Origin of the sequence: Corallococcus exercitus, from assembly GCF_042231735.1 — a bacterium.
In the GTDB taxonomy this organism is placed as follows: Bacteria; Myxococcota; Myxococcia; order Myxococcales; family Myxococcaceae; genus Corallococcus; species Corallococcus exercitus_B.
The window spans coordinates 3353013-3378029 of sequence record NZ_CP102577.1 but is presented as its reverse complement, the minus strand read 5'-3'; the positions used below and the strand labels follow the sequence as shown (position 1 = coordinate 3378029).

18 protein-coding genes and 1 tRNA gene are annotated in these 25017 nt (G+C 67.9%); 17 read left to right on the top strand and 2 right to left on the bottom strand.

Going from position 1 to position 25017, the window contains the following annotated elements; all coding sequences use genetic code 11:
• Positions 1–32 precede the first annotated feature (32 nt).
• Entirely contained in the window at positions 33–248 is a 216-nt protein-coding gene (locus tag NR792_RS12910) for a hypothetical protein (RefSeq protein WP_375760350.1), read from the top strand.
• Between the two features lie 120 nt (positions 249–368).
• Here the strand turns inward: NR792_RS12910 and NR792_RS12905 are convergent, their stop codons facing one another.
• Positions 369–1013: a diacylglycerol kinase family protein gene (locus tag NR792_RS12905; protein WP_375760349.1), complete on the bottom strand. Its 645-nt coding sequence runs from the start codon at positions 1011–1013 to the stop codon at positions 369–371.
• A gap of 80 nt (positions 1014–1093) precedes the next feature.
• On the opposite strand from NR792_RS12905, the gene NR792_RS12900 reads away from it, so the two are divergent.
• The 12 genes from NR792_RS12900 to NR792_RS12845 all read left to right on the top strand — a co-directional run bounded on the left by NR792_RS12900 (position 1094) and on the right by NR792_RS12845 (position 20775).
• Positions 1094–3973 carry an N-acetylmuramoyl-L-alanine amidase gene (locus NR792_RS12900; protein ID WP_375760348.1) on the top strand — a complete coding sequence of 960 codons (2880 nt, stop codon included), beginning with the start codon at positions 1094–1096 and terminating at the stop codon, positions 3971–3973.
• 97 nt (positions 3974–4070) lie between these two features.
• Positions 4071–5084, top strand: coding sequence for a type I glyceraldehyde-3-phosphate dehydrogenase (gene gap / locus NR792_RS12895; RefSeq protein WP_375760347.1), 1014 nt, complete (start codon positions 4071–4073; stop codon positions 5082–5084).
• A 57-nt stretch (positions 5085–5141) separates the two neighbouring features.
• A complete protein-coding gene (locus NR792_RS12890) occupies positions 5142–6335 on the top strand; it encodes a phosphoglycerate kinase (RefSeq protein ID WP_375760346.1) in 1194 nt (397 codons plus the stop codon).
• Between the two features lie 39 nt (positions 6336–6374).
• Entirely contained in the window at positions 6375–7136 is a 762-nt protein-coding gene (gene tpiA, locus NR792_RS12885; protein WP_338278787.1) for a triose-phosphate isomerase, read from the top strand.
• Positions 7137–7220: 84 nt separating this feature from the next.
• Positions 7221–7625, top strand: a complete 405-nt coding sequence (secG, locus tag NR792_RS12880) for a preprotein translocase subunit SecG (RefSeq protein ID WP_375760345.1) — start codon at positions 7221–7223, stop codon at positions 7623–7625.
• An 85-nt stretch (positions 7626–7710) separates the two neighbouring features.
• Positions 7711–7792, top strand: a tRNA-Leu gene (locus tag NR792_RS12875).
• Positions 7793–8359: 567 nt separating this feature from the next.
• Positions 8360–13333 (top strand): DEAD/DEAH box helicase, encoded by a 4974-nt coding sequence (locus NR792_RS12870; protein ID WP_375760344.1) that lies wholly within the window; start codon positions 8360–8362, stop codon positions 13331–13333.
• Positions 13334–13849: 516 nt separating this feature from the next.
• A complete protein-coding gene (locus NR792_RS12865; protein WP_375760343.1) occupies positions 13850–15124 on the top strand; it encodes a Tox-REase-5 domain-containing protein in 1275 nt (424 codons plus the stop codon).
• Positions 15125–15136: 12 nt separating this feature from the next.
• On the top strand, positions 15137–15850 hold the full coding sequence (locus NR792_RS12860; RefSeq protein WP_375760342.1) for an immunity 52 family protein: 714 nt from the start codon (positions 15137–15139) through the stop codon (positions 15848–15850).
• 366 nt (positions 15851–16216) lie between these two features.
• The gene (locus tag NR792_RS12855; protein WP_375760341.1) at positions 16217–17164 is read left to right on the top strand and encodes an efflux RND transporter periplasmic adaptor subunit; all 948 of its coding nucleotides are present in this window, start codon (positions 16217–16219) and stop codon (positions 17162–17164) included.
• The gene (locus NR792_RS12850) at positions 17157–19370 is read left to right on the top strand and encodes a peptidase domain-containing ABC transporter (RefSeq protein WP_375760340.1); all 2214 of its coding nucleotides are present in this window, start codon (positions 17157–17159) and stop codon (positions 19368–19370) included. The genes NR792_RS12855 and NR792_RS12850 overlap by 8 nt, the downstream gene beginning before the upstream one ends.
• A gap of 4 nt (positions 19371–19374) precedes the next feature.
• Positions 19375–20775, top strand: a complete 1401-nt coding sequence (locus NR792_RS12845) for an MBL fold metallo-hydrolase (protein ID WP_375760339.1) — start codon at positions 19375–19377, stop codon at positions 20773–20775.
• Positions 20776–20865: 90 nt separating this feature from the next.
• Here NR792_RS12845 and NR792_RS12840 read toward each other — a convergent pair whose 3' ends face one another.
• Positions 20866–21759 (bottom strand): efflux RND transporter periplasmic adaptor subunit, encoded by an 894-nt coding sequence (locus tag NR792_RS12840; RefSeq protein ID WP_375760338.1) that lies wholly within the window; start codon positions 21757–21759, stop codon positions 20866–20868.
• Between the two features lie 199 nt (positions 21760–21958).
• Here NR792_RS12840 and NR792_RS12835 point away from each other — a divergent pair, with 199 nt between their 5' ends.
• The 4 genes from NR792_RS12835 (at position 21959) to NR792_RS12820 (ending at position 24938) form a co-directional block, all read left to right on the top strand.
• Positions 21959–23227: a lanthionine synthetase C family protein gene (locus tag NR792_RS12835; protein ID WP_375760337.1), complete on the top strand. Its 1269-nt coding sequence runs from the start codon at positions 21959–21961 to the stop codon at positions 23225–23227.
• Positions 23228–23230: 3 nt separating this feature from the next.
• A complete protein-coding gene (locus NR792_RS12830; protein WP_375760336.1) occupies positions 23231–24136 on the top strand; it encodes an MsnO8 family LLM class oxidoreductase in 906 nt (301 codons plus the stop codon).
• 113 nt (positions 24137–24249) lie between these two features.
• Complete coding sequence (locus NR792_RS12825; protein WP_375760335.1) at positions 24250–24432, top strand: hypothetical protein; 183 nt, start codon at positions 24250–24252, stop codon at positions 24430–24432.
• 323 nt (positions 24433–24755) lie between these two features.
• Positions 24756–24938, top strand: a complete 183-nt coding sequence (locus NR792_RS12820; protein ID WP_375760334.1) for a hypothetical protein — start codon at positions 24756–24758, stop codon at positions 24936–24938.
• Positions 24939–25017 lie beyond the last annotated feature (79 nt).

Sequence of the window (25017 nt, the reverse complement as noted above, 5' to 3'; positions counted from 1 at the left end):
GACACGTGGCGCCGAATCCGGAGGCAATTCCCGTGAGCACCGACCAGAAGGGCACCCGCATCCTCGCGCGCACGTTTTTCAACCAGCTGCGCGCAAGCGGTTACACGCCGCACCAGGTCATCGGCATCGCCACGGAGTTGCTGGAGCTCGTGACGACCGACCTGAAGGAAGGCGACAAGGCGGTCGCCGCTGCCGCCCAGGCGACACCTGCCTCCGACGCCGGAGCGGGCTTTCAGCAGCGCGCGTAGCCCTTTAGACTTCACGGCAGCAACCCTCCGCGGGTGTGCGGGCTCCGGACCGGTTCCGGGCGCCCCACCCGCGAGGTGGCGGGGGGCGAACCCTTCAACGCGGTGTCGAGCTCCGGCCCATCAGGGCTGCGGATGGCGCCTGCGCTCGCGGGCCGCCGCGGCGGCGATGACGAGCAGCGCGGCGGTGAGCGCGGTGAAGACGAGGCTCGCGGACGTGGGCACCGTCAGCGCGAGCAGCCCCAGCGCCAGCAGGAACGCGAGCACGTCCACGGCGGCGGGCCGGGGCTGGGGCAGCACGAGCACCGTGGCGCAGCCGGCCAGCGGCAGGCCCAGCGCGACCTGCCGGAAGATGGCGTCGGTGCTGGTGCGCACGGTCTCCCAGTAGTTGATCAGGATGGCGGCGAAGATGACGACGGTGCCGCCCGCGAGCACGAGCACGCCCGCGGCCGCCGCGTCCTTGGTGAGCCGGGCCTTCTCGTCGAACTGCTGCACGGCCAGGTCCACCAGCTGCTCCAGCGCGCTGTTGAGGATCTCCGCGAAGAAGATGAGCAGCACGCAGAAGATGAGCGTCACCTTCTCCGCGAGCCCCAGCGGGATGCCACTGCCCACCAGCCCCACCAGCACGCCGGAGATGAGGTGGATGCGCATGTTGCGCTGCCAGGCCACGGTGTGGATGAGGCCCGCCCACGCATGTCCGAACGAGGCGAACAGTCCGTTGCTGCGGCGGGAGGGAAACTGGGGACGGGAGGGTGCAGGAACGGTCATCGGAAGGTGAAGGGGTGGGCAGGCTAGCACCCACGGGTTCGATTGAAGCGGGGGAGTGAACGGGTAAGGTCGGTCGCGTGATGCGAACGTTCCTTCCGTCCTGGTCGCGCACGCTGGCGCTGACCCTGCTGTGCACCTCCGTCCTCGCTCAAGCGCAGGACACCCCTGAAGCCTTCGAGGGGGACGACCTGGGGCTCGAGCCGCCGGGTGTTCAATACCTGCCAGCTCCGGCCCCCCGGGCCCACGAGCAGCGCCGCCTGGCGCCGGACGCGCCCGCGGTGGTGCGCCGCGAAGCCCGCGCCGCGAAGTCCCACCTGAAGACGGCGGGCGTGCCGCAGACCCGGCTGGGCGAGGGAGCGCTGTCCGGCAAGGTCATCTACCTGAGCCCGGGCCACGGCTTCTATCGCGCCGACGGGCTGAAGCGCTGGGCGACGCAGCGGCCCAACACCTGGGGCGTGGTGGAGGACTTCATCTCCGCGGAGGTGGTGTCGCAGGAGCTGCAGCCCATGCTGATGGCCGCGGGCGCCACGGTGGTGACGGTGCGCGAGTCGGACCTGAACCCGCTCCTCGCCACCGTGGACAACGGCGGCACGGGCTACGAGGAAGGCGGAGACTCGGCGCGCTTCCACGCCTCCACGCAGAAGGGCTGGGCCCCGCCGCCCGTGCCCATGGGCAACGGCGTGGAGCCCTTCACCCTGGGCACCACGCGCACGCTGGACACGGCGGCCACCTCCACCGCGAGGGCGACGTGGACCCCGGACGTGCCCGCGGACGCGGCCTACAACGTCTACGTCTCCTACGGCTCCGACCCCACGCGGGCGACGGACGCGCACTACGTGGTGAAGCACGCGGGCGGGGAGAGCCACTTCCGCGTGAACCAGCAGCGCCACGGCGGGACGTGGGTGCTCCTGGGGCGCTTCTACTTCAAGGCGGGCAAGCACCCGGAGTCGGGCGCGGTGGTGCTGGAGAACGACTCGGCGCAGGGCCCGGGTGCGACGCTGTCCGTGGACGCGGTGCGCGTGGGCGGTGGCCGGGGCCTGATGGGCGACGGGGTGGTGGGGCCGCTGCTGCGTCCCCGCTTCGAGGAGAGCGGGCGCTACCACGTGCAGTACAGCGGGGCGCCCTTCAGCGTGTATGCGCCGTCGGGGTCCAACACGCTGCTGAACGAGCGCAACGCGGACGTGACGTCCCGGCCGCGCTTCGCCGCATGGCTGCACGAGGAGGGCGAGGACGCCGTCTACGTCGCGTGGCACACCAACGCGGGCACGACCGGCACGGTGCGGGGCACGGAGGCCTACGTCTACGGGCCCAACCCGGTGGACGGCACGCTCAACTTCACGGGCGTGGCGGGCAGCGACGTGCTGGGGCGGGCGCTCCTGTCGCAGCTTGAGACGGACCTGAAGCGCGAGGTGGATCCGGCCTGGCGGGTGCGCGGCCTGCGCTCGGCGAACCTGGGCGAGGTGAACCCCACGCACAACCCGGAGACGCCCGCCGTGCTCCTGGAGATGGCGTATCACGACAACACGACGGACGCGGGGAACCTCAAGGAGGCTCGTTTCCGCCACGTGGCCGCGCGCGCCATCGTGCAGGGGTTGATCAAGTACTTCGCGACCCGTGACGGCGTGGCGGTGCAACTGCCGCCGGAGACCCCGGGCGCGGTGGTGGCGCGCAACGCGACGCCGGGCTCGGTGGAGGTGAAGTGGACCGTGCCCCCGCAGGTGGCCTCGGAGGAGGGCCGCGACGCGCCCACCGCCTACCGGCTGTACCAGAGCGCGGACGGCTTCGGCTGGGACGAGGGCTCGGAGGTCCAGGGCACGTCGGCCACCGTCACGCTGTCGGCCGGCACGCTGCGCTACTTCCGCGTCGCCGCGGTGAACGCGGGAGGCGAGTCCTTCCCGTCCGCCACGGTGGGTGTGCGCGCGGGGAACACGCCGCCCGTGCTGCTGATCAACGCGTACGAGCGGCTGGACGCGACGGTCGCGTGCGGCGAGGAGCTGGAGACGCCGTACGACCTGGAGGCGCCGCTGCGCGTCTACCTTGAAGCGATGAACGACGGCAGCTACCTGCGCCAGCACGGCGCGGCGTTCGCGCAGGCGGCGGTGGCGTTCGACAGCGCGACGGGCAACGCGGTGGCGGCGGGGCTGGTGGCGCCCACGGGCTACCAGCTGGTGGACTGGTCCACCGGGCGCGGCGGCGTGGGGGGCGCGGGGCTGACGCGCACTGAACAGGACACCCTGCGCGCGTTCGTCACCGGCGGCGGGAATCTGATGCTGTCGGGCAGCCGCACGGTGTTCTCGCTCTCGCAGGGCAGCGCGGAAGACAAGGCGTTCCTCTCGGACATCCTCCAGGCCTCCTTCGGAGTCGGCTCGGCCCTCGGCCGGGTGGAGGGCTCCTCGGGCGGCATCTTCCGGGACCTGCCGGTCACGCCGCTGGACGACGGGACGCTCGGGGCCTACCCCGTGGGGGTGACGGACGTCCTGGTGCCCACCACCCCGGGGACGGACGTGCTGCGCTACCCCACCGCGGGCCTGGGCGCGGCGGTCCTGTCGGGCACGGCGCCCGCGGGCCAGGTGCTGGTGCTGGGCTTCCCGTTCGAGGGCCTTGCGTCCAATCGCGAACGGTCGCGGCTGGTGGGCGAGTTCCTGGTGCGCTCGGGAATCCTCGCCCAGGCGCCGGCGCTGCCCACCGCGGACGTGCCCCCCGCGGTGAGCCCCCGGCCGCTGTCGTCCTGCGTGGCGGTGCGCGAGGTGGATCCGCATCCGCCCGTGAAGCCGCCGCCGGAGGAACCGCCGCCGGAACCGACGGTCGTTCCGGCGCTCCCGAGTGACTATTCCCCCAAGGGAGACAGCGGCTGCGGGTGCGGGGCCGGGGCGGGAACGGCCTCCGGGCTCTGGGTGTTGGTCGGGGTGATTGTTCAGCTCCGACGTGCGCGCTCGAAAGCAGCCCACGCGAAGCGTTGACTCGGCGGGGGCGCCTGCCTACGGTCGCCCGCCTTCTTTACGAGACTCATGACGGTGGGCCGCGAAGGCCCACCCCTTCCAGGAGACGGAAAACACCATGGCCATCAAGCTCGCCATCAACGGCTTCGGTCGTATCGGTCGCTGCATCCTGCGCGCCGCGCTCAGCCGCAAGGAAGACCTCGAGATCGTCGCCATCAACGACCTCGACAAGCCGTCGGCGCTGGCCCACCTGTTCAAGTACGACTCCGTGCACCGCACGTGGCCGGGCGAGGTCAGTCACACGGACAAGGGCATCGTCGTGAACGGCAAGGAGATCGCCGTCACCGCGGAGAAGGACCCCTCCGTGCTGCCCTGGAAGAACATGAACGTGGACGTGGTGCTGGAGTGCACCGGCCGCTTCACCGCGCGCGACGCCGCCGCCAAGCACCTGGCCGCGGGCGCCAAGAAGGTCATCATCTCCGCGCCGGCCAAGGGCCCGGACATGACCATCGCGTACGGCATCAACCACCACGAGTACGACCCGGCCAAGCACCACATCGTGTCCAACGCCTCGTGCACCACCAACTGCCTGGCGCCCATCGCCAAGGTGCTGGTGGACAGCTTCGGCATCGAGAAGGGCCTGATGACGACGGTGCACAGCTACACCAACGACCAGCGCATCCTGGACCTCACCCACGAGGACATGCGCCGCGCCCGCGCCGCCGCGCTCTCCATGATCCCCACCAGCACCGGCGCCGCGAAGTCCATCGGTGAGGTCATCCCGTCCCTCAAGGGCAAGATGCACGGCATCTCCGTGCGCGTCCCCACCCCGAACGTGTCCCTGGTGGACCTGACGGTGAACACCACCAAGAAGGTCACGGCGGAAGAGGTCATCGCCGCGATGAAGGCCGCCGCCAACGGCCCGCTCAAGGGCGTGCTGGAGTTCAGCGACGCGCAGACGGTGTCCGTGGACTACAACGGCAACCCGCACTCGGCCATCTTCGACGCCACCAACTGCTTCGTGATGGGCGACAACCTGCTCAAGGTCATGGCCTGGTACGACAACGAGTGGGGCTTCTCCAACCGCATGGTCGACACGGCGAAGTTCCTCGTGTCCAAGGGCGTGGCTTAAAGCCGCGCCGTATCCGGCACCCCAGGCTGACCGAGACAGGCACAAGGGACACCCAAGATGATCCGCTACATCGATGACCTGCAGTTGACCGGCAAGCGCGTCTTCATCCGCGTGGACTTCAACGTCCCGCTGGAGGGGCGCCGCATCACCGACGACACCCGCATCCGTGAAGCGCTCCCCACCATCCGGCGCGCGCTGGAGATGGGCGGCAAGGTCATCCTGGCGTCCCACCTCGGTCGGCCCAAGGGGGCGGACCCCAAGCTGTCCACGGTGCCCGTCGGCGAGAAGCTGGCGGAGCTGCTAGGCGGCAAGCACGAGGTCATCCACGCGGACGACTGCGTGGGTGACAACGTGAAGAAGCAGGTGAACGACTTGAAGGCGGGGCAGGTGCTCCTCCTGGAGAACCTGCGCTTCCACAAGGAGGAGGAGGCGAACGACGAGGCCTTCTCGCGCGAGCTGGCGGCGCTGGCGGACGTCTACGTCAACGACGCGTTCGGCACGGCGCACCGCGCGCACGCGTCCACGGCCGGCATGGTGCCCTTCGTGAAGGAGAAGGCCGCCGGCTTCCTGATGCGCAAGGAGATCGAGTACCTGGGCGACAAGGTCCTGCGCAATCCGCAGAAGCCCTTCGTGGCCATCCTGGGCGGCTCCAAGGTGAGCGACAAGATCAAGGTCATCGAGAGCCTGCTGCCCAAGGTGGACGCGCTGCTCGTGGGCGGCGCCATGGCGTACACCTTCCTGAAGGCGCAGGGCATTGAAGTGGGCAAGAGCCGGGTGGAGGAGGGTGACAAGCTGGCGCTGGCGGCGAAGCTGCTGGACACGGCGAAGCGCCTGAAGACGCCGCTGGTGCTGCCCATCGACCACATCGTGTGCGCGGACCTGGAGGGCAAGGGGCCGGTGAAGGAGACGCCGGATCAGGTCGTCCCTGCGGACATGATGGGCCTGGACATCGGCCCCAAGACGCGCGCGATGTTCACGCAGCGCATCCGCGACGCGAAGACAGTGGTGTGGAACGGCCCCATGGGCCTCTTCGAGGTGGCGAAGTTCGCGGAGGGCACCCGCTCGGTGGCCGCGGCGATGTCCATCAACAAGGACGCCATCACGGTGATTGGCGGCGGCGACAGCGCGGCGGCGGTGGAGCAGATGGGCTACGCGGACAAGATGAGCCACGTGTCCACGGGCGGCGGGGCGTCGCTGGAGTTCCTGGAGGGCCGGGAGCTGCCCGGCATCAAGGCACTGGAGACGAAGTAGGGCACCACCCACGCGGTACGCACCGGGGGAGACACCACGATGGCTCGTCGGAAGATCGTCGCTGGCAACTGGAAGATGAACAAGACGGTGCCGGAAGCGCTCGCGCTGGTGCGGGAGCTTCGCGGCGCGGTGGCGGCGCTGGGCGACAAGGTGGAGGTGGCCATCGCGCCTCCGTTCGTGGCGTTGCAGCCCCTGCACATCGCGCTGGAGGGAGCGCCCCTCCAGCTGGCGGCGCAGAACTGCCACTGGGAGTCCTCGGGCGCCTTCACGGGCGAAGTCAGCGCGCCGATGCTGGCGGAGCTGGGGTGTGCCTACGTCATCGTGGGGCACTCGGAGCGCCGGCAGTTCTTCGGGGAGACGGACGCCACGGTGAACAAGCGGGCGAAGGCGGTGAAGGCCGCCGGCATGACGCCCATCGTCTGCGTGGGCGAGACGCTGGCCGAGCGCGAGTCCAACCAGACGCTCACGGTGGTGGAGCGCCAGGTGCGGGGCGCGCTGGAGGGCTTCTCCGGGGCGGACGTGGCGACGTTCGTGCTGGCGTACGAGCCGGTGTGGGCCATTGGGACGGGCCGGACGGCGACCACGGCGCAGGCGCAGGAGGTCCACGCGGCCATCCGGGGGCTGCTGACCCGGATGTACGACGAGGGGACGGCCGAGCGGGTGCGCATCCAGTACGGCGGGAGCGTGAAGCCGGATAACGCGGCGGAATTGCTGGGTCAGCCGGACGTGGACGGGGCGCTCGTGGGGGGAGCGAGCCTCAAGGCGGCGGACTTCGTGGCCATCGTGAAGGCGGCTGGCTGAGGCCGTTATCCCCGTTAGAAGTTGTCACCCGTTGACCACTTTGTGTAGGTTGCGCCCTCTTTTCACGGAGCGTTTGGAACACCCATGCTGACCTTCTTCACGATCGTGCACGTCCTGCTCTGCGTGTTCATGATCTTCGTCATCTTGTTGCAGCCGGGGAAGGACGCCGGCATGGGTTCCGCCCTCGGTGGCGGTGCCGCGACGAGCGCCTTCGGTGGGCGCGGCGCGGTGACCTTCCTGAGCAAGCTGACGGGCATCTGCGCCGCCTTGTTCTTCCTGACCTCGCTGGGCCTGTCCTTCGTGGGCCTGCGCGGTTCGGTGGCCGCGGGAGGTTCCGTGGCGACGCCCAACAAGGCGGCTACGGCCCCGGCGACCCCGGGAGCCACGACGCCGGCTCCGGCGGCACCGGGAGCGGTGGAGCAGGAGCGTTCCGCGACGCCGCCGGCGGAGGGCCAGCAGGCTCCCGCGCCGACGACGCCCGCGCAGTAGTCGTCAGGAAGCATCGGATTCACGCGACGGTTGAATTGGTTGTTGCGTGAATCCACGGGGTCCGGTAGATGGACCCCGCCGAAACGCCCAGGTGGTGGAACTGGTAGACACACCATCTTGAGGGGGTGGCGCCGAAAGGTGTGCGGGTTCGAATCCCGCCCTGGGCACTCCGAACAAGAGCCTCCGAGTCGAAAGACTCGGGGGCTCTTGTCGTTTCTGGGACCGTTGCCTCTGGGGCTTGTCCGGTGGGCGCGCCTCCTGCCGGCAGCGTCGACGGAGGCTGGAGTTCGACCTCGGCTTCGCCGCCTTCGCGGCGAGCTTGTCCCGGTTCACTCCTGCCGCCAGGGCCAGTCTGATGGATGTCGGCGAGTGTTGCGGCCCGCCGGCTTCGTAGGCCGAGGACCGGGCCAAGGTGTCCCAGCATTCCTCTGCGGAGCTAACCCCTTTCTGATGCGCATGCTGATGAGGAAACGGAGTGCGTAGAGGCCGCGCCGGTCCTCCGGAAGGCTCATGCCTGTGCCGCACCGGATTGATGAGGCACGAGGTTGGTCTCAATCAGGCTGCTTGCTTGTGCAGCAAGTCCCGCCGAGTTTGGCTCTGCGAGTGAAGGTCGTGGCACTTCGGCAACGAGTGCTCGTTCTGCGGTCAATCTGGACAACCGTGGCCACTTGCGCCGAACCTCTAATTGCGGCGGCCACGCGGCCGCGCTGACCAGCTTTGAACAGGACCCGTTCGTGAGCGCTCTCCAGAAGATCCTCGGCCAGTTCCGTGCCACCGCCGTCACTCCCCGTGAGCGTGGGACCTACTTCGAAGAGCTGACAGTCGCGTACCTCAAGAACGAACCCGCGTACCGAGAGCTGTACCGCAGTGTTGAGACCTACGCTGCCTGGGCCGAGCGCCACAAACACGACAAGCGCGACGTGGGGATCGACTTGGTGGCCGAGACCTTCACGGACGAGGTCCACGCCATCCAGTGCAAGCTGTACGCGTCCGACTACCGCATCCAGAAGGGCGACATCGACAGCTTCTTCACGGCAGCAGGCAAGAAGCCGTTTACGCACCGGATCATCATCAGCACAACGGACCTGTGGAGCGAACACGCAGAGGATGCACTCCGCAACCAGCACATTCCGGTAACGAAAATCGATCTAGCCACTCTTGAGAACAGCTCTATTGACTGGACGCAGTTCGCCCCGCGAAAGCAGCTGGTTCTCAGGGCGAAGAAGCAACTCCTTCCGCACCAAAAGACAGCCCTGAATGCGGTGTCCGCCGGGCTCAAAGAACACGACCGCGGCAAGCTCATCATGGCGTGCGGCACGGGCAAGACATTCACCAGCCTGAAGATTGCCGAGCAAATTGCCGGAGAAGGCAAACGCGTATTGTTCCTCGTCCCGAGTCTTGCACTCCTGTCGCAGACCCTCACCGAATGGACACAGGAGAGCCAAATGCGCCTCCAGAGCTTCGCTGTCTGCTCCGATTCGGACGTGGGAAAGAAGCGCAGCAAGGGCGACGACGTCGTCCAGACGCTTGTTCACGAACTCCAGTATCCGGCGACCACGAGTGCCTCGCGGCTCGCGACGGAAATGAAGAAGCGCCATGACGTCAAACACATGAGCGTCGTGTTCTCGACCTACCACTCCATTGATGTGCTTCATGAGGCTCAGAAGGAGCACGGACTTCCCAAGTTCGACCTCATTATTTGCGACGAGGCGCACCGCACGACTGGCGCCAAGTTCGAGGACGAGGAGGAGAGCCACTTCATCAGGGTTCACGACGACAAATACATCCGCGGGAACAAGCGCCTGTATATGACGGCGACCCCGCGGATTTATGGCGACACAGCCAAGGCCACTGCCGAACGGGACAACGTCGCCCTATGCTCGATGGATGACGAGAGGCTGTATGGAGCGGAACTTCACGTCCTCACGTTTTCAGAGGCGGTGAAACGAGGCCTGCTCGTTGATTACAAGGTCATAGTACTTGCCATCGAGGAGTCGCACGTCAGCCGCAGAATACAGAATCTATTGAAGGACTCGAACAACGAGCTGCGAGTCGACGACGCCGCGAAAATCGTAGGCTGCTGGAAGGCGCTCTCGAAGCATGGTCTCGAAGAGAACCTCACAGACGACCATGCCCCGATGAAGCGGGCGGTCGCCTTCTGCCAAGTCATCGAGCGCCAGAGGGGAGCAAAGGTCCACAAGGTCGGATCTAAAAACATCGCCGAGATGTTCCAGGCAGTTGTCGAGGCCTACCAGGAGAGCGGAACGGCACCCAGCGATGATGCTGCGTCGACGCATCTGCGGTGTGAGGCCGCGCATGTGGACGGTAGCATGAACGCCTCCGAGAAGGAGGCGAAGATCAACTGGCTCAAGGCGGAGACGCCCGAGGACACGTGCCGCATCTTGAGCAACGTGCGGTGCCTCTCGGAGGGCGTCGACGTTCCGGCCCTTGATGCCGTTCTCTTCCTCACGCCCCGCAACTCGCAGGTGGACGTCGTGCAGTCGGTCGGGCGCGTAATGAGGAAACCTGCCGACAGCAGCAAGAAGCGCGGGTACATCGTTCTCCCCGTCGTCATCCCGGCGGGGGTCGAGCCGCATGACGCCCTGAACGACAGCCAGACGTACAAGGTCGTGTGGCAGGTCCTTCAAGCCTTGCGGTCTCATGACGACCGCTTCGACGCGATGATCAACAAGCTTGATCTCGAGGCGAAGGACCCCACGAAGATGGAGGTCATCGCGATTACAGACAAGATCGCGAAGCGATCGGGAGCGAAGAACGCCGACGATAAGAAGAAGGCCGCGAAGAGGGCCGCGAAGGCCGGGCACAGCATTGGCGTCGCAGAGAGCCCGATCAAGTACCCAGTACAGGATGAACTTGAGTTCGAGATTGGTGAAATCGAGCATGCAATCTACGCCAAGCTCGTCCAGAAGGTCGGCAATCGCCACCACTGGGAGGACTGGGCGAAGGACATCGCGAAGATTGCCCGCACGCACATCGACCGAATCACCGGCATCCTTGAGGACGTCAAGAACACGCGTGAACGTGAGGCATTCGAACGGCTCGCAGAGGAGCTGCGCGACGACCTGAACGACAGCATTACACGGGACGAGATTATCGAGATGTTGGCGCAACATCTCGTGACGAAGCCGGTCTTCGAAGCTCTCTTCTCGGGTCACAGCTTCGCCGCCGAGAACTCGATGTCCCGTGCAATGCAGGGCGTCCTCGACGCACTCCAGGAGCATCGCCTTGAGAAGGAAGCGAGCACGCTGGAGGCGTTCTACGAGTCCGTGAAGATGCGCGCTGAGGGAATCGATAGCGCCCAGGGCAAGCAGAAGATCGTCGTTGAGCTATACGACAAATTCTTCCGCAATGCGTTTCCGAAGATGTCGGAGCGGCTAGGAATTGTCTACACGCCGGTCGAAATTGTCGACTTCATCCTGAAGAGCGTCGATCATCTTCTCAGTACGGAATTCGGGCAGACGCTCGGCAGCGAGGGCGTGCATGTCATTGATCCTTTTGCCGGCACCGGCACGTTCATCACCCGCCTCCTTCAGAGCGGGATCATCTCCAGAGACGAATTGCCGCGGAAGTATGCCAGGGAGATCCATGCGAACGAGATCGTCCTGCTCGCCTATTACATTGCGGCTATCAACATTGAGGCAAGTTACCACGGGATTATTGGCGGGCAATACACGCCCTTCGAGGGCATTTGTCTGACTGACACATTCCAACTCTACGAGAAAGACGACCTCATCTCGCACGTTCTGGTCGACAACAGCGCACGACGGAGGCGTCAGAAGAAGTTGGACATCCGTGTAGTCGTCGGAAACCCACCTTACTCGGTCGGCCAAGACAGCGAAAACGACAACAACGCAAACATCGCTTACCCATCGCTCGATCAGAAAATTGCCAATACATACGTAGCACGGTCAGAGGGAAAGCTGGCGAAGGGCCTCTACGATAGCTACATTCGTGCAATCCGTTGGGCGAGCGACCGTGTAGGTGAAAGAGGTATCGTCGGCTTCGTCACGAACGCGAGCTTCATTGAGGCGAACATTACTGACGGACTGCGAAGGTGCTTGTGCGAGGAATTCAGCAGCCTCTATGTCTTTCACCTGCGCGGCAACGCGCGCACGTCCGGAGAGCGCCGCCGAAAGGAGGCCGGCAACGTATTCGGCATGGGCAGCCGCGCGCCGGTGGCCATTTCTCTGCTGGTGAAGAACCCTGACGCGAAGGAGCGTGGTCGCATCCACTTCTACGACGTCGGCGACTACCTCACCGGGGAGCAGAAACTCGACGCCGTTGCGAACTTCGGCAGCATCGCAGGTATTGCGACTGCTGGGAGGTGGGTGCGGATCATTCCCGATTCTCATGGAGACTGGCTGAAGCAGCGAGATGCGGACTTCACCAAGCACCTCATCTTGGGCGACAAGAGTGCAGCAGAGCCCGCTCTGTTCGACACATACTCCCTCGGTGTGAACACCAACCGTGATGCATGGGCGCGCAATCCGTCAAAAGTGCGATTGACCGAGCAAATGAAGCGCATGATCGCGTTCTACAACGCCGAGGTCGCTCGCTTCGATGCCGCGCATAAGGGCCTCGACAGGAAGGCTCGGGCGAAGCTCGTCGACAGCTTCATCAACACAGATCCAACGAAGATTGGCTGGACCGTAAACCTTAAGACCGAGCTGACCCGAGGAGCGCACCTCGCATTCGATGAGTCAAGAATTGTACCCAGCTTGTATCGCCCGTTTCTAAAGGAATGGCTTTATTTTGATCGAAAATTGAATGAGAGGGTGCTGCAAATCCCGCGTCTATTCCCGGTTGCCCACGCCACGAACCGGGTAATCGGTGTGTCTTCAGGGGAGTCTCGCGCTGGGTTTTCAGTCATAATGACCGACGTCGTACCAAGCCTGCATGCTGCTGACATGGTCGGATCACAGTTCTTCCCGTTATATATATACGACAGCGACGAGTTAGACTCGGATTCCGACTTCGGCACGTCCCTCTTTCCTGCTCCAAAGAAGAAAGCGGTGGGCCCTATGCTGCGCGACGGAATCACCGATGCGGGCCTTGCCCACTTCCAAGCTGCCTGTCCGGGCGAGGCCATCACGAAGGAAGATATTTTTTATTACGTCTACGGAATCCTACACTCCTCCGAGTACCGCGAGCGCTATGCCGACAACCTTGGCAAGGAGCTTCCACGTATCCCGCGCGTGCAGAAGGCCGGTGACTTCTGGACATTCAGTCGCGCCGGCCGCACGCTCGGCGACCTCCACGTTGGGTTTGAGCAGGTCGGGGAGTACCCAGTTCGTATCGACGGCCCCGCCAAGCCCACTGGCGAGAGCTACCGCGTAGAGAAGATGAAGTTTGGTAAGGGCAAGGACAAAAGCGTCATCCACTACAACGACTTCGTCACTGTTCGCGACATCCCGCTGGAGGCTTACGAGTACGTCGTGAACGGCAAGTCAGCGATTGAGTGGGTGATGGAGCGCCAGGGCATTACCACCGACAAGGCGAGTGGCATCGTGAAGGACGCGAACGCCTGGGCGAACGAGGCTGTCAGAGATCCGCGTTATCCGCTATCTCTGCTACTGCGAGTCATCACTGTGAGCCTTGAGACGATGAAGATCGTCAAGGCACTCCCTGGGTTGGAGATTCTTGACGAAGGTGCTTCTTCAATTGGAACGAGCGCCTCGGTTGCCTGAAACAAACTGGCGCTTCCAGCGGCCTTCGGGATTCGGGGAACAGTGGTCTTCTTCCTGAGGAGCTGCGCTGGCGCTTCCTGGGCGGGAGGCTCTACGCGATGGGAACGGGTGGCACACTGCTGTTCCCGGAGAAGGACAGCACGCTCTGGGCGGGAGCCTTCGCCTCCTTGGGCATGGGGGTGGACAATGCGCGCTGACGTCCTGCTGCTGGCCCTCACAGTGTTGGCGACAGGTTGCGTCTCGGTGTCGCCAACGCCTCGTCCAAGCGCGAGCCTGAGCTACACGGAGCGCCCAGCCGCCGCGCCGGCGTTGGATCAGTCGCCGCGTGAGGAGGTGCCTCCCATTCGAGCCTCGTCGCGAACCTCCTTCGCGACTTTTGGGGAGCGAGCGCGGATGGCGCACCACCGGAATGTCCGGGAGGAAGCGGCGGGTACGGGTCTGCGAGGAATGGCAGGGGCCGTGGGCGGCAGCCTCGCTCACCGGAACACGAGGGAAGACGCCTGGGAGAGGCTCCTCGTGGACGCAGGACTGGAGGCCCAGGACGCGCGGCCCCTGTCCGTTGGTGGGCTGACACCTACGCAAGCCGCGCGGCTGCTGGGGCAGCTGATGCGGAAAGCCGTGACGCTGGGCAATTTCCCTCCTCGCATGGCGGCGGGCTTCCTGCTGCGTGAGGTGCTGGAGGGCGGCGAAGTTTCGCGGGAGGAACTGCTGCGCCGGGTGGAGCGCTTTTCCCGGGAGCGGGTGGCCGTCCTCCGGCCGGATGGCTACCTCGCGTGGGCCCTCAATGGAAAAACGCAGCAGAAGGTGGCACCCGTCGAATGGAAGGACGGCGCGTTTCGCGCGCACGGCTTTGAGCTGGGGCGCTTCTACAGCGGCAGGGGCGGTGTCTTCCGGCAAGTCGATGCCCAACTCCAGGCTTCGGACTGGCGGCCCCTGGCCGAGGTGTACAGCGACGCGGATGTCATCGGTCGCTCTCTGGATGGTGCGCAGGATGCCTTCGTGGAGCTGTACCACGCGCTGGGGCAGACCCTCTCCCGCCCCATGGACAGCATTGAGGCGCTGAGCCGCCTGCCGGACGGCGTGGCTGCTCTCATCGCGTCGTCGCCTGCGTACTGGGCGCGCTTCCGGTACATGACGCAGGGCGAGCAGATCCGCGAGGTGGCGCGGCTCGCGACGAGCTTCATCGTGACCTGGGGTGCGGCGTCGGCCACGACGCGGACGTTGACGGGCCTGGCTGCCGGCGTCGAAGCCACGGTGCCGGTGCTCTCGCTTTCAGTGGAGGGTGCGCTGGTCTTCGAGCGCGTCACGGTGCCGGTGGGTCGCGCGGCGTCGGTGTTGAGTGGAGGGCCCGGGGCGGCCATCATCCTTCATCGGAGCGGCGCGGCTTCGGGTCAACCCTCGGCCCCAGAGGAGCAAGGCCCTGGGAGGTGGGGGAGTGCCAGCGAAAGCATGAGCGAGGCGTCTCGCAAGTACCAGGCCCAGGTCACCGGGGCACCGGCAGGAACGGTCTACACGGTCCACGAGGTGAAATTCGACGGTTTCAAGATGGGGGTGCTCCTTGAAACAAAGGGGCCGGGCTACTCCAGGTTCCTCAAGGATGGGAGTTTCAGAACCTGGTTCCGAGGCGCCGACGGAATGCTTGAGCAAGCAAAGCGACAATTCAAAGCGGCCAAGGGCACGCCGATCCATTGGCATTTCGCGGAGCGCGAAGTCGCTGACGCCGTGAGAGACCTGTTCAGGAACGAAGGGCTTGGCACAATCAAGGTTGTCTTCACCCCGCCGTATCCATAGGCAACAGGCCAGATGAACGAGAAATATTACGTAGGGGCGTACTGGCCGGGGCGGGTTGAGTCGGTCGAGTCATACGCTCGACGTGCCGAAGTCTTCTTCCGCCTCCTGGGGCCTGCCGAACCTACGTTCAACCGATGGTTCGAGAAAGCCGGGTCTCGTGCCGCTGCACTCAGGCACCCCGTCGTGCCGGATGAGGAGTCGCTTCTCAAGCTCTTCGGGAAGAAGTACCGGAATGATGAGGCTAGCGTTTCTTTCTCTGCATGGAACGGAGAGCCTGATGGTGCAAGCACTGGCGTCAGGCTCGCCTGTGGATCCACCTCGGAACTCCTGGGGGATCTCTGCGTGATGGACCTTCCGGCAGGAGGTGAAGCCAGAGAGCGTATTCTCACCGCGCCCGTTCTTTCGCAGACGCTCCGCGCAGCGGCTTTGGCTTGGGACCCTGAATGGGGTGTCGCCACGTCCACGGCACATCGAGACAGGGTGTCGGAGTTCGCGGTGCCGGGCACGTTCGTGGGCTGGGTCACGTACCTGTCTCGCCGGTTGGGTGCGGTGCCCCCGCTGCCCTCTCCGGTGCGTACCGAGTGGATCGAGGACAAGGGGACGCTCATCGTCATGTGTCCCGAGCGCTTCACGGTCAGCAAGCCGGAGCACCTCGCGCTCGCCGAGCAGGTTCAAGATCTGCTCAACCGGGCGGGACTGTTGAAGCCGATCCAGCCCCAGGTCTAGAACACCGGCACAGGGGGGCTTGATCGGTTGATAAAGGCCCTGCCTATCGTAGTGGGACGTGGCCTTGGGTCGCCGGGCGAGCCATGACGGGTGCTGCTACAGAGCTACAACGACCTGCCTCGACGAGATGCACCGCTCGCCCGCTCAAGCGCTTGGTTTCCCTGGCGAGGATTCACCCGGTGGCACCGGGCATGACGTGATTTGCCGGGTTCGAATCCCGTCCTGGGCCCTTCGAACAAGAGCCTCCGAGTCGAAAGAGTCGAAAGACTCGGGGCCAGGGCTGGCTTCCGGCCCGCCAACGGCCTGGAACCCCCTGCTTTGTGGCGGCGGATCCAGCCGGTATCGTTCGCGGCGGATGAAGCAGCCATGAGCGAGTCACCGAACACCGTCTTCCGGCAGGAGGCCCTGGATCGCCATGCGCGCCCCGAGGCCCGTGGCGGGCTGCTGCGGCTGATGCCGGGGTGGATTCACGCGACGTGGTGGGTCCTGGTGGGGCTGGTGGTCGTGGGCGGCGTGGGCCTGTCCCTCGTTGAAATCAACGACTACGCGCGCGGCCCGGTGTTGGTGCGCGTCAAGGGACTGGAGGAGGTCACCTCCACGGAAGGCGGCCGCGTCAGCCGGGTGCTGGTGCGCCGCGGCGAGCGCGTCCACGCGGGCCAGCCGCTGGTGGAACTGTACGCGAGCGGCGAGGTGGCCGAGCGGGAGCGAGTGGATCAGGAGTTCCGCTCGCAGCTCGCCGCGTGGCTCCTGGAGCCGGCCAACCCGGGGACTCGGCAGGCGCTGGCGGGCCTGCGCGCCCAGCTCGAGCTGAGCGAGGCCCGCATGTCCGAGCGCGTGCTGAAGGCCCCGTGCGACGGCCGCGTCGGCGAGGTGCGCGTGCGCGATCAGCAGTTCCTCCAGCCGGGCGAGGTGGTGGCTTCGCTGGTGCGCGACGGCGCGGAGACGTGGGCGGTGGCGCTCCTGCCTGGCCAGTACCGCCCGCTCCTGCACCCGGGCCAGCCGCTGCGGCTGGAGCTCACCGGCTTCCCCTATGCCTATCAGATGCTGGAGGTGGCCTCCGTCAGCGATGACCTGGTGGGCCCGGCCGAGGTGCGGCGCCTGCTGGGCCCCGGCCTCAAGGACGCACTCACCGTGATGGATGGCCCGCTGGTACTGGTGGAGGCGAAGCTGCCCTCCGGGACCTTCCACACGGGCGACGACACCTACGCCTACTTCACCGGCATGCCCGGCCAGGCCTGGGTGAAGGTCCGCGCACGCAATGGGTGGTTGACCCTGCTGCCGGTCCTGGAGCTGCTCGGGAAGCGCCGTGGCTGAGCCCACTCCTTCGTTCTTCGAGCGCTTTCCCGCGCTGGGCCGACTGGGCGACCGGCTGGGCCGCCGGCGCATTCCCTACGTGGCGCAGGTCGCGGCGGCGGACTGCGGCGCGGCGTGTCTGGCCATGGTGCTGGGCTACTGGGGCCGGCACGTGGGGCTGGACGAAGTGCACGCCGCCACCGGGCTGACCACCCGGGGCATCAGCGCGCGCACGCTGCTGGAGACGGGCCGCCGCTTCGGGCTGGTCAGCCGCGCGGTGCAGGTGGACATGGACCAGCTCCACCTGCTGGAGCCTGGCGCGGTGCTGCACTGGGAGTTCCGCCACTTCGTCGTCTTCGAGCGGCTGGCGCGCCAGGGCGTGGACGTGGTGGACCCGTCCTTCGGCCGGCGCCGCGTGCCGCTGGAGCAGTTCCGCAAGGCCTTCACCGGCGTGGCGCTGCTCTTCGAGCCCTCGGAGACCTTCGAGACGTCCGCGCCCCGCCAGGGCTCGCGCCGCTACCTGCACCTGCTGCTCCAGGAGCGTCCCGCCCTGCTGCGGGTGGCGGTGATGTCGCTGCTCTTGCAGCTCTTCGCCCTCGCCTTGCCCTCGCTGACGGGCGCGGTGGTGGACCGGGTGGTGCCCAGCGGGGACACGCCGCTTTTGGCCACGCTGGCCGCGGGCATGGCGGCGCTGGTGGGCTTCCAGTTCCTGTCCTCGTTCGTCCGCGCGCACCTGCTCTTGCAGCTGCGCACGCACCTGGACGCGCGGCTGACGCTCGGGTTCCTGGACCACCTGGTCCACCTGCCGTTCTCCTTCTTCCAGCTGCGCTCGGCGGGCGACCTGATGAACCGCCTGAACAGCAACGCCACCGTGCGGGAGATGCTGACGTCGGGCGTGCTCTCCACGCTGCTGGACGGCAGCATGGTGCTGCTCTACCTGGGCCTGCTGCTGGCTGGCAGTCCGCGGATCGGCGCGCTGGTGTCCGGCCTGGCGCTGCTCCAGGTGCTGGTGTTCGTCTTCGCCAGCCGCCGCCAGCGGGAGCTGATGGCGAAGAACCTGGAGGTCAGCGCGTCCGCGCAGAACTACCAGGTGGAGATGTTCTCCGGCATCCAGACGCTCAAGGCCCTGGGGCTGGAGGACAAGGCCGTGCAGCACTGGTCCAGCCTCTACGTGGACGTGCTCAACGTGTCGCTGGAGCGCGGACGGCTGGAGGCCCTCACCGAGTCCCTCACCAGCACGCTGCGCATGGCGTCCCCGCTGGTGGTGCTGGGCACCGGCGCCATGCTCGTCATGGAAGGCCAGCTCACGATGGGGGAGATGCTGGCGCTCAACGCCCTGGCGGCGGGCTTCCTGCTGCCCATCTCCAACCTGGTGACGACGGCCTTCCAGCTCCAGCTGGTGCGCAGCTACCTGGCCCGCGTGGACGACGTGCTGCAGGCCCCCACCGAGCAGCCGCCCGGGACGCGCCACCGCGCCCACTCGCTCCAGGGGCGAATCCAGGTGGAGAACGTGTCGTTCCGCTACGGGCTGCACTCGCCGCTGGTGGTGCAGGACGTGTCCGTCACCATCGAGCCGGGCCAGTTCGTGGCCATCGTCGGCGCGTCCGGGGCCGGCAAGTCCAGCCTGGCGCACCTGCTCTTGGGGCTGTACCTGCCCTCGTCCGGCTCCATCCGCTTCGACGGCGTGCCGCTGGCGGAGATGGACCTGAAGGAGGTGCGCCGGCAGATGGGCGTGGTGCTGCAGAACCCGTCGCTGTTCCGCGGGGACATCCGCCGCAACATCGCCTACGCGGACCCGCTGCTGCCGCTGGAGACCGTGCAGGAGGCGGCGAAGCATGCCCAGCTGCACGACGACATCTCCGCCATGCCCATGGGCTACGAGACGGTGCTGAGCGAGATGGGCTCATCGCTGTCCGGGGGCCAGCGGCAGCGCATGGCGCTGGCGCGTGCCCTGGTGGGCAACCCCGCCGTCCTCCTGCTGGACGAGGCCACCAACGCGCTGGACGCGAAGACGGAGCGCGCGGTGCAGGACGCCATCGCGAAGCTGCGCTGCACCCGCGTGGTGATTGCCCACCGGCTGAGCACCGTGCGTGATGCGGACCTCGTCCTGGTGATGAACGGAGGCCGGCTGGTGGAGCGGGGCACGCACGCGGAGCTGATGGAGCGCCGGGGCGAGTACTTCGAGCTGGTCTCCGCCCAGGAGGGCCCTCGGAAAGCGGTGGGCTGAGGGCATGCGCTTCGCTCCGGACGTCGTCGTGGACCTCACCCCGCTGCCCGGGGACGAAGGGGGGCTGCCCTTCACGGAGCTGCTCCAGGAGCTGCTGCGGCGGGGCTTCGAGCCCGAGGCCTCGCGGCGCCTGCTGGAGGACGCCAACGCGCGGCTGAGGCGGCCCCTGCTGCGGCCCGGGGCCGTGGAGGACGGCGGGCCGCTGGTGGACGACGGGGTGCTGTTCCCTGAGCCCGGCCCCTGGTGGTGGGTGCTTCAGCAGGGCGAGTCGCGCTGGAGCACCCGGCTGGAGCCGGAGGCCGTGCCCGTCGTCGCGGACTTCCTGCGCGCGGTCGCGCGCGCGGACACCCTGGACGAGGTGCGCGCGGCCTGGCCCTTCGACGCGGAGGACTTCGAGGACGCGCTCTTCCGCGCCACTCCACCCGAGGCGCCCTGGCCGGAGCCGTCCGGACCGGGCCTCTACCGCCGCGAACATGCCAGCCTGCTCGTGTGCTCGCGGACGACGTCGGTGCTGGTGGATCCCATTTCCCTCCAGCGCCGGCTGCCGCATATCGGCTCGGTGCCGGGCAACCTGGCCCCGGAGGCCCTGGGCGCGGTGGCCCTCACCCACGGCCACACGGACCACTGGCATGTGCCGTCGCTGCTGGCCCACCTGCCCCGACGGGACACCCCCGTGCTCGTGCCCCGCGTGCCCCGCGTCAACCTGCTCACCCCGCAGGACTTCTCCCACGTGCTGGACGCATGCGGGCAGGCCGTCCAGGCTCCAGCCTGGGGGGAGTCCCGGCGCGTGGGCGACCTCCGGGTGGACGTGCTGCCCTTCCACGGCGAGCAGCCCGCGCCGGACGGGCCGCCGCTCCCGGAAGGCCTGCGCAGCTGGGGAAACTGCTACCGCTTCGACACCGGGGACTTCTCGTGCCTGGTGCTGGTGGACTCCGGGGACGACCCGGCGGGCCGCATGGCGGAGGCGGTCGCGCGCTCGCGCGAGGCGCACGGGCCGGTGGACGTGGTGCTGGCGTGCCAGCGGGAGTTCCTCGCTCCCTTCTTCGGGGGCCTGAGCCACTACTGGGCCGCGCTGCCCTGGGCGCGGCTGCGCGGGCTCTACGCGGATCATCAGGCCGGGCGGCTGCGTAGCTCCACTGCCGGTCCCGCAGGAGTGGCGGAGTTGTGCGCGCTCGCCGGGGCGCGCTACTTCCTGCCCTACGCCAACGGCTTCGAGGGCGTGGGCCGCGCCATCTCCGACGTGGGGTGGGGTGAAGGCGAGCCTTCCGAGGCGGCCTGCAACGCGCGGGTGCGCGAGCAACTGGCACGGCGCGGCGCCACCACCGAGGTGGTGGACTGGAAGCCCGGCGACGTGGCGCGCTTCGCGCGGGGCCGGCTCGTGCTGGAGCGCGGGCCCGAGCGCTGAAGGCCTGACGTCTCAGCGTTGGGGGCCGCGCGTCCGCGTCTCGGCGGCAGGCTGCTTGAATGCGAGCTCGAGCCCTGAAGGCCCGGCGCCTCAGCGGTGAGTGCCGCGGGTCCGCACCTCGGCGGGAGGTTGGAGGAACACCTCCGCCAGCAGGCCGCTGGAGAGTCGGGCTCGCAGCGCGTCCGGGACGGTGAGCACGGCCTCCGCCTTCTGGTGCCGCGAGGCCGGGTCCACCTCCGGAGCGACGCGCTCCACCGTGCCCTCCAGTTCCGCGTCCACCGCGGCCAGGCGCACCCGCACGGGGACGCCGGGGCGCACGGAGGGGGCCAGCGTCTCCGGGACGGCGAAGCGCAGCCGCAGGTCGTCACTCACCACACGCAAGAGCGGCGTGGCGCGGCCCACGCGCATGCCCGGCGTGAGGTACTGCTCGGTGATGATGCCGGTGAAGGGGGCGCGGATGCGCGCCTGGGCCACGTCGCGCTCGGCCTGAGCCAGCCGCGTCCGCGCCTCCGACAGGCGAGCCTGGGCCAACGCGCTGTCGGCCTCCGCCAGCGCCACGGCGCTCTCCGCCGCCTCCAGGGCCTCGGCGGCCGAGTACGCGCGGATGCGCTGCTCACGCTGCAGCTTCTGCTTCGCCTGGGTGAGCAGGAGGGACGCCCGCGCGTGCTCGGCCTCCGCGGCCTGGGCGTTGGCCTGGCGCGCGCTCAGCTCCAGCTTCAGCGGCTCCGGGTCCAGCGTGGCCAGCACCTGGCCCGCCTCCACCCGGTCTCCCAGGCGCGCCTTCACCTCGCTCAGCCGGCCTTCCACCTCGGAGACGACGTCCAGCACCTGGCTGGCCACCACGACGCCCAGCAGCGGCCGGGGCGCCGTCAGCACCCGTGCCGGCTCCTGCGCCTCCGCGGGAGCCGACGCCCGCGCACCGACCGGACCCAGGAGCACCACGCCCGTGGTGACCCATGCCCATGCCCTTCCACTCCCCGTCACGTGCTTCTCCACCCTGCGGTCTTGAAGGTGCGTCGTCCTCGCGGACTGTAGCCCACGGCCCCGCCCGGCACACCTTCCCTGGGGCGCGCGGTGCTCGGAGGGTCGGTTGTACGGGCCCGGGATGCCGGGAAGAATGCGCGGCTTTCGCGCGGCCCCGCCGCGAGCGCGGGCCCGGGGCCTCCATCGAGGATCGACATCCATGAGCAGCGACGCCTGGAAGCCCGTGCTCTCCGGCCCCACGCAGGCCCGCGCCCTGGAGGCGGCCGAGGCCATCGTCCAGGACATGGCCCAGGCGCCGCTCGTGCGCAGACCGCCGGACCTTGCGAAGGGACACGCGGGGCTTGCCCTCTTCTTCGAGGCCGCGGGCCGGGCGCTGGACACCGACCATCTCGACAAGGTGGGGCAGCACCTGCAGCTCTCCGCGGAAGGGTTCCTCCGCGCCGAGCGGACGAAGGTCGGCCTTCACGGAGGCCTGGCCGGGCTGGGTTGGGTGGCCGCCCATCTGTCTGCGCGCCACCCCGACCTGGACGTGGAGGAGGTGTGCGGGCCGGTGGACGAGGCGATTGCCCAGGAGCTGGAGCTGCGCCCCTGGCCCCACCCCTGCGACCTCCGCGCCGGGCTGGCGGGCCTGGGGCTTTACGCGCTCGAGCGTTCGCACCACCCGTCCACGCACCGGCCGCTGGAGCGCATGGTGACCCTCCTGGAGGAGACCGCCGAGCCCACCGCGCAGGGCCTCCGCTGGCCCATGCCTCCGGACTACCTGCGCCTCTATGACGACCCCCAGGCCTTCCCCCGGGGCGTGTACACGCTGGGCGTGGCGCACGGTATTCCGGGCGGGCTGGCCCTCCTGGGCGCGCTCCATGCGCACGGCATCGCGCGGGAGCGGGTAGGGGCGCTGCTCGAGGGCGGCTTCGCGTGGATGGCGAGCCTCGCGGGCCCCGAAGAGCACCCGGGCTTCCCCCACTACCTGCACGGCGACGAGCCCGTCGTGGACGCACGCTTCAGCTGGTGCGTGGGCACGCCCGGCATCACCGCCGTGCTGTGGTGGGCGGCGCGGGCGTGGGGACACGCGGGCTGGCAGGCCCGCGCGCTCGCGTGGGCGGAAGCCGTGGCACGGAAGGGGTTGGAGCGGCCGCCCTTCGTGCCCAGGCGCAGCGCGAACCTGTGCTGCGGCACGGCCGGCACGGCCCTGCTGTTCCTGCGCCTCTTCCACGCCACGCGGCGCCCCGTCTTCGAGGAGGCCGCGGTGCGCTGGTTCGAGCACACCCTGGCGCTGCGCCAGCCCGGGCAGGGCCCCGGGGGCTACTGCTTCGAGCAGAAGCCGGAGCGGCCCGACGACAACCTCCAGTTCGGCGCCGCGGGCATCGCGCTCGCGCTGCTGGCGGGTGCCACCGACCAGGAGCCGGACTGGGACGAGTGCCTCCTGATGTCCCTCCGGCCACGGCCGCCCGCGAAGACGGAGGCCTGAACCATGCGGCTGGGCATCCTCGACTTCTGCTCCCTCCGTGCGGGCGCCACACCCCGTGCGGCCCTCTACGAGTCGGTGGAGCTGGCCCAGCACGCCGAGGCCCTGGGCTTCTCGCGGTACTGGCTGGCCGAGCACCACGAGCCCACCGCCGCCCACCACGCGCCGGACATGCTGGCGGCGCTCATCGCCGGCAGCACGGAGCGCATTCGCGTGGGGGTCGCGGGCATCCTGCTGAAGCTGCACAGCCCGATGCGGGTGGCGAAGGCGTTCCGGCTGATGGAGACGTTCTTCCCGGAGCGCATCGACCTGGGCGTGGGCGCGGGAGGGGCCGAGCCGTCCGTCATGGAGGCCATGCGCTGCGACACGCGTTCGCTCGAGGAGGTGAGCGAGGAGTACCCGCGGCGCGTGGTGCAGTTGCTGGAGTTGCTCCGGGGCGAGTCCCCCCTCGCATTCCACCCGCCGGGCGCGCCTCCCGTCTGGCTGCTGGGCGCGGCGCGGCCCTTCACCGCGCGCCTGGCGGCCCAGCACGGCACCTGCTACGGCCACTCGCTGGCGCACGTGTCGAGCCGGGACGACCCCAGCGTTCTCGATATCTACCGCTCCGAGTTCCGCCCCCGGCCCGAGCAGCCCCAGCCCCAGGCCGTCCTCGCGGTGACGGGCCTGTGCGCGCCGACGGAGGCGGAGGCGCGGCGGCGGGCAGGGGCTTCCGGCATCAAGACCGGCGACGTCGCCCCTGTCATCGGAGATCCGCGGCAGTGCCGGGAGCAGCTCGAGGCGCTCGCCCATCGCTACGGCACCCAGGAGCTTGTCTTCCTGGATCAGGCCCCGGATATCGCCACGCGCTGGGAGTGCTACGAACTTCTCTCCGAGAGCCTTTCGCTCAACGCGAGCCCGGCTGAAGCAGATTGAGCGCACTGCATGTTTCAAACAGTGCGGCGCCCCTTTATCGTCAGCCTCCCACGGAGGAAGGCCCCCGGAGCAATCCGGGAGCCGGCCGTGGATTCACCCACCAGGAGAGCTTCATGTCCAACACCAAGTCGCAGAAGCAGGACACCACGTCGCTGAAGCTGAAGCTGTCGCTGAAGAAGGAGACGCTGCGTGAGCTGAACGACTCGCAGGTGGGTGTGCTCGACCAGGTCGTGGGCGGTACGATCGTGTTCGTCTCGGCGAGGTGCTGCGAGGGGACCGCGGAACAGGCCAACTAGGCCCCGCTCGTCCGCAATGACGCCGTGGCGTCATCGCACGCGGTCGTCGGTCGTGCCTGGGGCCGGAGGGGTGGCACACGCGCCATCCTTCCGGCTCTTCATCTTTCCGCTTCCTGGATCAGGCCCCGGATATCGCCACGCGCTGGGAGTGCTGCGAACTTCTCTCCGAGAGCCTTTCGTTCAACGCGAGCCCCGGCTGAAGCAGATTGAGCGCACCGCATGTTTCAAACAGTGCGGCGCCCCTTTATCGTCGGCCTCCCACGGAGGAAGGCCCCCGGAGCAATCCGGGAGCCGACCGTGGCTTCACCCCCCAGGAGGGCTTCATGTCCAACGCCAAGTCGCAGAAGCAGGACGCCAAGTCGCTGAAGCTGAAGCTGTCGCTGAAGAAGGAGACGCTGCGCGAGCTGAACGACTCGCAGGTGGGCGTGCTCGACCAGGTCGTGGGCGGTACGATCGTCTGGGTCTCGAACAACTGCTGCGACTACACCCAGGAACAGGCCAACTAGGCCTGCTTGTCCGCAACGACACCGCGGCGTCATCGCACGCGGTTGTCGGTCGTGCCTGGGGCCGGAGGGGTGGCACGCG

Coding starts and splice junctions, on each gene's coding strand:
- NR792_RS12845 (WP_375760339.1), top strand. CDS start 19,375: ATGCGCTTCGCTCCGGACGTCGTCGTGGACCTCACCCCGCTGCCCGGG.
- NR792_RS12855 (WP_375760341.1), top strand. CDS start 16,217: ATGAGCGAGTCACCGAACACCGTCTTCCGGCAGGAGGCCCTGGATCGC.
- NR792_RS12825 (WP_375760335.1), top strand. CDS start 24,250: ATGTCCAACACCAAGTCGCAGAAGCAGGACACCACGTCGCTGAAGCTG.
- NR792_RS12835 (WP_375760337.1), top strand. CDS start 21,959: ATGAGCAGCGACGCCTGGAAGCCCGTGCTCTCCGGCCCCACGCAGGCC.
- NR792_RS12820 (WP_375760334.1), top strand. CDS start 24,756: ATGTCCAACGCCAAGTCGCAGAAGCAGGACGCCAAGTCGCTGAAGCTG.
- NR792_RS12905 (WP_375760349.1), bottom strand. CDS start 1,013: ATGACCGTTCCTGCACCCTCCCGTCCCCAGTTTCCCTCCCGCCGCAGC.
- NR792_RS12860 (WP_375760342.1), top strand. CDS start 15,137: ATGAACGAGAAATATTACGTAGGGGCGTACTGGCCGGGGCGGGTTGAG.
- tpiA (WP_338278787.1), top strand. CDS start 6,375: ATGGCTCGTCGGAAGATCGTCGCTGGCAACTGGAAGATGAACAAGACG.
- NR792_RS12830 (WP_375760336.1), top strand. CDS start 23,231: ATGCGGCTGGGCATCCTCGACTTCTGCTCCCTCCGTGCGGGCGCCACA.
- NR792_RS12900 (WP_375760348.1), top strand. CDS start 1,094: ATGCGAACGTTCCTTCCGTCCTGGTCGCGCACGCTGGCGCTGACCCTG.
- NR792_RS12890 (WP_375760346.1), top strand. CDS start 5,142: ATGATCCGCTACATCGATGACCTGCAGTTGACCGGCAAGCGCGTCTTC.
- secG (WP_375760345.1), top strand. CDS start 7,221: ATGCTGACCTTCTTCACGATCGTGCACGTCCTGCTCTGCGTGTTCATG.
- gap (WP_375760347.1), top strand. CDS start 4,071: ATGGCCATCAAGCTCGCCATCAACGGCTTCGGTCGTATCGGTCGCTGC.